Genomic DNA, 6,346 nt, shown 5'->3' on the forward strand with positions numbered 1-6,346 from the left:
CTCTGGGAGGAGAAGTAATGCTGGAACTGCGGAATGTATCCAAGATGGTGGGCGGCAAGTCGCACCTCAGCGATATATCGCTGACTTTGGAACATGCGACGCTGAATGTTCTGCTCGGGCCCACCCTGTCCGGCAAGACCAGTCTCATGCGCATCATGGCCGGCCTTGACGTGCCAACTTCCGGCTCGGTGTGGTTCGATGGTCAGGATGTGACTGGCGTTCCAGTTCAGAAGCGTTCCGTCGCCATGGTGTATCAGCAGTTCATCAACTATCCCGCTTTCACGGTCTATGAAAACATCGCCTCGCCCATGCGTGTCGCAGGCGCCGACAAGGCGACCATTGATCGGGAAGTGCGCAAAGCCGCTGAAATCCTCAAACTCACGCCTTATCTTGATCGGACGCCACTCAGCCTTTCCGGTGGCCAGCAGCAGCGCACGGCGCTGGCCCGTGCTATCGTGAAGAATGCCAAGCTGGTGCTGCTCGATGAACCGCTGGCTAATCTCGATTACAAGCTGCGCGAGGAATTGCGTCAGGAATTGCCACGGATATTCGCCGAGTCCGGCACGATCTTCGTTTATGCGACTACCGAGCCGCACGAGGCATTGTTGCTTGGCGGCAGCACAGCAACGCTTTCAGAGGGCCGGGTAACACAATTCGGGCCTACCATTGAGGTATTCCGTAAGCCGGATGACCTTGTTACCGCACAGACTTTTGCCGATCCGCCGCTGAACACAATCGCGCTTGCCAAATTCGGCAAGGCCTTCCAGCTGGAAGGCGGCTTGACCCTGCCAATCCCTTCGCATCTGACGGACATTGCTGACGGCACTTATACAATCGGCTTCCAGCCGCATCACATCAATACGGTGCGCAGCAATGCCGAAGAAATCGGATTGAAGGCGCGCGTTACTGCAACTGAAATTACCGGCTCTGAAAGCTTCGTACATCTGTCCTTTGCCGATGCGCGCTGGACCATGCTGGCGCATGGCATCCACATTCATACACCCGATGAGGAAATTGATATCTTCATCGACCCGCGCAACCTGATGATTTTTGACGGCAACGGCAGTTCTGTTCGCCGCGCCCAGAAACTGGCGGCATAAAGATGGCTCGCATCGACCTTAATCACATTCGCCACGCCTACGGCCCCAATCCGAAGTCGGATAAGGATTATGCGTTGCGCGAAGTTCATCACAGCTGGGAAGATGGCGGCGCCTATGCGCTGCTCGGCCCATCTGGCTGCGGCAAGACCACATTGTTGAACATCATTTCCGGGCTTATCCACCCGTCGCATGGGCAATTGCTGTTCAACGGGCAGGACGTTACCAACCTTTCGACGCAAGAGCGCAACATTGCGCAGGTGTTCCAGTTTCCGGTCATCTACGACACCATGACCGTCTACGACAATCTCGCTTTTCCGCTGCGCAATCGCGGCGTTGCCGAATCCGAGATCGACGCCAAGGTGCGCGAGACGCTGGAGATGATCGACCTTGCAAGCTGGGCGAATAAGAAAGCCCGTGGCCTGACTGCCGACCAGAAGCAAAAGATTTCGCTCGGTCGCGGACTTGTCCGCTCTGACGTAAACGCCATCCTTTTTGATGAGCCGCTGACGGTTATCGACCCGCATATGAAATGGGTGCTGCGCTCGCAGTTGAAGCAGTTGCATCAGCGTTTCGGTTATACGATGGTCTATGTCACGCATGACCAGACGGAAGCCCTGACCTTCGCCCAGAAAGTGGTCGTCATGTATGACGGTGAGATCGTGCAGATCGGTACACCGGAAGAATTGTTCGAACGGCCTAAGCACACATTCGTTGGCTATTTCATCGGATCGCCCGGCATGAATGTCATGCCGGTGAAGCTGGCCGGCGGTACGGCGCAAATTGGTGCGCACCAGATACAACTTCCTACACCTGTTACGCCAGCCGATGCCAAGAAGATCGAGCTTGGCATCCGCCCGGAATATGTTCGCATTGGACGCTCCGGCATGCCGGTGAAAATCGCCAAGGTCGAGGATATCGGGCGTCACAAGATTGTACGCACACGCCTCGAAAATCAGGACATCGCAGTCATCGTCGGCGAGGGTGAAGATATCCCTGCCGATCCACACATCACCTTCGACCCGAAGGGCATAAATATCTATGCCGATAGCTGGCGCGTGGGAGGAAACTGATCATGGAAAAGACCTGGAACAACAAAGCCTGGTTCATGGTTCTGCCCGTGCTGCTTCTCGTGGCTTTCTCGGCAGTGATCCCATTGATGACCGTGGTCAACTATTCGGTGCAGGACACGTTCGGCAATAACCAGTTCTTCTGGGCCGGTACGGAGTGGTTCACGGAAATGCTCACATCCGAACGCTTCCATGCGGCGCTTGGCCGGAACCTGTTTTTCTCTTTCATCATTCTCATCATCGAGATTCCGCTCGGGATCATCATCGCGCTCAACATGCCGCGCAAGGGCTGGGGCGTTCCCGTCTGTCTCGTTCTGATGGCGCTGCCGCTGCTCATTCCATGGAATGTGGTCGGCACGATCTGGCAGGTATTCGGACGCGTCGATATCGGTCTGCTCGGCCATACGCTTGAACGTCTCGGCATCAATTACAACTATGTGCAGAACCCGATGCATGCATGGTTCACTGTCATCATCATGGATGTCTGGCACTGGACCAGCCTTGTGGTATTGCTCTGCTATGCCGGGCTGGTTTCGATCCCCGACGCCTTCTATCAGGCGGCCAAGATTGATGGCGCATCGCGTTGGGCTGTGTTCCGTTATATCCAGCTGCCAAAGATGAACCGCGTATTGCTGATCGCCGTCCTTCTTCGGTTCATGGACAGTTTCATGATCTATACCGAACCATTCGTCGTCACCGGCGGCGGTCCCGGCAATTCGACAACCTTCCTGTCCATCGATCTGGTCAAGATGGCGGTCGGTCAGTTCGACCTTGGACCTGCCGCGGCCATGTCGATCATCTACTTCCTTATCATCCTCCTGATGTCATGGGTGTTCTACACCGTCATGACCAACTATGACGCGGAGCGCTGAGATGTCAGAATCTGTTGCCCGCACCACGTCAGACGTCAGCCCTGAACAGGCCCGGATCGACAAGGCGCTTGCCCGCCGCATGCGCAAGCGCGGCGATGAGTCGAAGTTCTGGTGGCTGATCCCGACGCTTTACATCGTCTTCCTGATGCTGCCGATCTACTGGCTCATCAATATGAGTTTCAAGACCAATCAGGAAATCCTTGGAACGTTTTCGCTCTGGCCTCAAAGCCCGACGTTGAATAACTACGCGGTCATTTTCACGGACCCTTCCTGGTATAAGGGCTATATAAATTCGATCATCTATGTGGTGATGAACACGGTAATCTCCGTGCTTGCCGCATTGCCTGCGGCCTATGCGTTCTCACGCTACCGCTTCCTCGGCGACAAGCACCTGTTCTTCTGGCTGCTGACAAACCGCATGGCGCCTCCTGCTGTTTTCGCCCTGCCATTCTTCCAGCTCTACTCGGCCTTCGGTCTGATCGATACGCACATCGCTGTTGCCCTCGCGCATTGCCTGTTCAATGTGCCGCTGGCCGTTTGGATTCTCGAAGGCTTCATGTCCGGTGTTCCCAAAGAGATCGACGAAACCGCCTATATTGACGGTTACTCATTCCCGCGCTTCTTCGTGAAGATATTTATCCCGCTTATTGCCAGCGGCATCGGTGTTGCTGCCTTCTTCTGCTTCATGTTCTCATGGGTAGAGCTGCTCATCGCCCGTACGTTGACAACCACGGCGGCAAAGCCGATCGCGGCTATCATGACGCGTACGGTTTCCGCCTCGGGCATGGACTGGGGCGTGCTCGCCGCAGCGGGCGTGCTGACTATCATCCCCGGCGCTATCGTCATCTATTTCGTGCGCAACTATATCGCCAAGGGCTTTGCCCTGGGGAGGGTATGATGGAAAATACACGGCGCTGGCCGATAGCTCTCCTCGCTGTACTTGCCGCCTATGCGGTTCTGGCTGGCCTGCTTGTAACGGCTGTGCCCCTGAAAAGCGGGGCACGCGACTGGTTCGGTCCCCTTGCCGGTGGCGGGTGGATGGCGTGGACCTTCCCGACGGCGCTGTTCTTCCTGACCATCTTTGCGCTCATATCGCTGATGGCCGTCTGGGAATATGCCTCACCGGGTGGCAATCCGCGCATCGGCATTCTGCGCTTTGAAACAACGCGCGGCGACAGGCTTTTTGTGTCGCTGCTTGGCAGCGCTTTCATCCACCTTGCATGGCTCGGTCTTATTGGCCCGAATGTCTGGTGGGCACTTGCAATCTCTGTGGTTTACGCCATCGGCGTGTTCCGCTTTGTCTAAAGCATCGGACCAAATCCGATGCGAGTAATTGAATGCCCGGCACCCGCCGGTCCTTCAAAACATGCAAATCGCAACTCTGGGAGGACTAAAATGCGAACGCGAATACTGACAACAACGACAGCACTTGCGCTGCTATTGGGGGCCGGAAGTGCCTATGCGGGCATGGATGAAGCCAAGGCTTTCCTCGACAAGGAAATTGGCGATATGTCATCCCTTGACCGTGCAGGTCAGGAAAAGGAAATGCAGTGGTTCATCGATGCGGCAAAGCCTTTTGCCGGCATGGATATCAAAGTGGTTTCAGAAACGATCACCACCCATGAATATGAATCCAAGACATTGGCCAAGGCATTCACGGACATCACCGGCATCAAGATCACCCATGACCTTATAGGTGAAGGTGACGTCGTTGAAAAGCTGCAGACACAGATGCAGTCCGGCGAAAACGTCTATGACGCCTATGTCAACGACTCGGATCTCATCGGCACCCACTGGCGCTACCAGCAGGCTCGTAGCCTGACTGACTGGATGGCCAATGAGGGCAAAGATGTTACCAATCCCGGCCTCGACCTTGATGATTTCATCGGTACCAAGTTCACGACTGCTCCAGACGGCAAGCTCTATCAGCTGCCTGACCAGCAGTTCGCGAACCTCTACTGGTTCCGCTATGATTGGTTCAACGACGAAAAGAACAAGGCCGACTTCAAGGCGAAGTATGGATACGACCTCGGTGTGCCGGTCAACTGGTCGGCCTATGAGGACATTGCCGAATTCTTCACCGGCCGTGAAATCGATGGCAAGAAAGTCTATGGTCACATGGACTATGGCAAGAAAGATCCATCACTTGGATGGCGCTTCACCGATGCCTGGCTTTCCATGGCCGGCAATGGTGACAAGGGCCTGCCAAATGGTCTGCCGGTCGATGAATGGGGCATCAAGGTCAACGAGAAGTCACAGCCGGTCGGTTCCTGCGTCGCTCGCGGCGGTGATACAAACGGTCCGGCTTCGGTCTACTCCATCCAGAAATATCTGGACTGGATGAAGGCATATGCACCACCGGAAGCACAGGGCATGACCTTCTCGGAATCAGGTCCGGTTCCTGCACAGGGCAACGTTGCCCAGCAGATATTCTGGTATACCGCCTTCACTGCCGACATGGTCAAAAAAGGTCTGCCGGTCATGAATGATGATGGTACGCCGAAATGGCGCATGGCACCTTCACCGCATGGCGTTTACTGGAAAGACGGCATGAAGCTTGGTTATCAGGATGTGGGTTCCTGGACCTTGCTCAAGTCAACACCGGATGATCGCGCCAAGGCGGCCTGGCTCTATGCCCAGTTCGTCACATCGAAGACTGTTGACGTCAAGAAGAGCCATGTGGGTCTGACCTTGATCCGCGAAAGCTCGATCCAGCATGAAAGCTTCACCAAGCGTGCTCCGGAACTCGGTGGTCTGATCGAATTCTATCGTTCGCCTGCTCGCGTTCAGTGGTCGCCAACCGGCACCAACGTTCCTGATTATCCAAAGCTGGCTCAGCTCTGGTGGCAGGCAATCGGTGATGCATCCTCCGGTGCCAAGACTGCACAGGAAGCGATGGATTCACTTTGCGCCGAACAGGAAAAGGTCATGGAACGTCTGGAACGCGCTGGCATTCAGGGCGATATCGGACCGAAAATGGCTGAAGAACATGATCTTGCTTACTGGAATGCCGATGCGGTCAAGAATGGCCACCTCGCACCTCAGTTGAAGATCGAGAACGAAAAAGAAAAGCCACAGACCATCAATTATGATGAGCTGGTCAAGAGCTGGAACAAGTAAATCTCAAAGCATTGAGGGGAGAGGGCGGCGCTTCGGCGCCGCCTTTTTTGTTTGTACAACAGCTCCGAATAGCTGCTTGTCAGAACCTGACGCTGAGGTCGGCCTTGACGGCGTTGTCATGGTTCTGGGATGAGAACTGCCCGGTATAGCTGAGGCCGAGCGTGGCTGACCTGCTGATGCCGAGGTC

General features: G+C 55.3%; 6 protein-coding genes. All 6 read left to right on the forward strand.

Features of this window, described 5'->3' with window-relative positions; genetic code table 11:
* The first annotated feature begins 17 nt into the window (after positions 1-17).
* The 6 genes from PMI41_RS19365 (at position 18) to PMI41_RS19390 (ending at position 6,159) form a co-directional block, all read left to right on the forward strand.
* Complete coding sequence (locus PMI41_RS19365) at positions 18-1,100, forward strand: ABC transporter ATP-binding protein (RefSeq protein WP_008127681.1); 1,083 nt, start codon at positions 18-20, stop codon at positions 1,098-1,100.
* A gap of 2 nt (positions 1,101-1,102) precedes the next feature.
* Complete coding sequence (locus PMI41_RS19370; RefSeq protein WP_008127685.1) at positions 1,103-2,170, forward strand: ABC transporter ATP-binding protein; 1,068 nt, start codon at positions 1,103-1,105, stop codon at positions 2,168-2,170.
* A 2-nt stretch (positions 2,171-2,172) separates the two neighbouring features.
* Positions 2,173-3,039, forward strand: a complete 867-nt coding sequence (locus PMI41_RS19375; protein ID WP_008127687.1) for a sugar ABC transporter permease — start codon at positions 2,173-2,175, stop codon at positions 3,037-3,039.
* A 79-nt stretch (positions 3,040-3,118) separates the two neighbouring features.
* Positions 3,119-3,937: a carbohydrate ABC transporter permease gene (locus PMI41_RS19380; RefSeq protein ID WP_040855975.1), complete on the forward strand. Its 819-nt coding sequence runs from the start codon at positions 3,119-3,121 to the stop codon at positions 3,935-3,937.
* Between the two features lie 140 nt (positions 3,938-4,077).
* Positions 4,078-4,344, forward strand: a complete 267-nt coding sequence (locus PMI41_RS25645) for a DUF2160 domain-containing protein (RefSeq protein ID WP_040855978.1) — start codon at positions 4,078-4,080, stop codon at positions 4,342-4,344.
* A 90-nt stretch (positions 4,345-4,434) separates the two neighbouring features.
* On the forward strand, positions 4,435-6,159 hold the full coding sequence (locus PMI41_RS19390) for an ABC transporter substrate-binding protein (RefSeq protein ID WP_008127690.1): 1,725 nt from the start codon (positions 4,435-4,437) through the stop codon (positions 6,157-6,159).
* Positions 6,160-6,346: the final 187 nt, after the last annotated feature.

Origin of the sequence: Phyllobacterium sp. YR531 (genome assembly GCF_000282595.1) — a bacterium.
Taxonomy (GTDB): Bacteria; Pseudomonadota; Alphaproteobacteria; order Rhizobiales; family Rhizobiaceae; genus Phyllobacterium.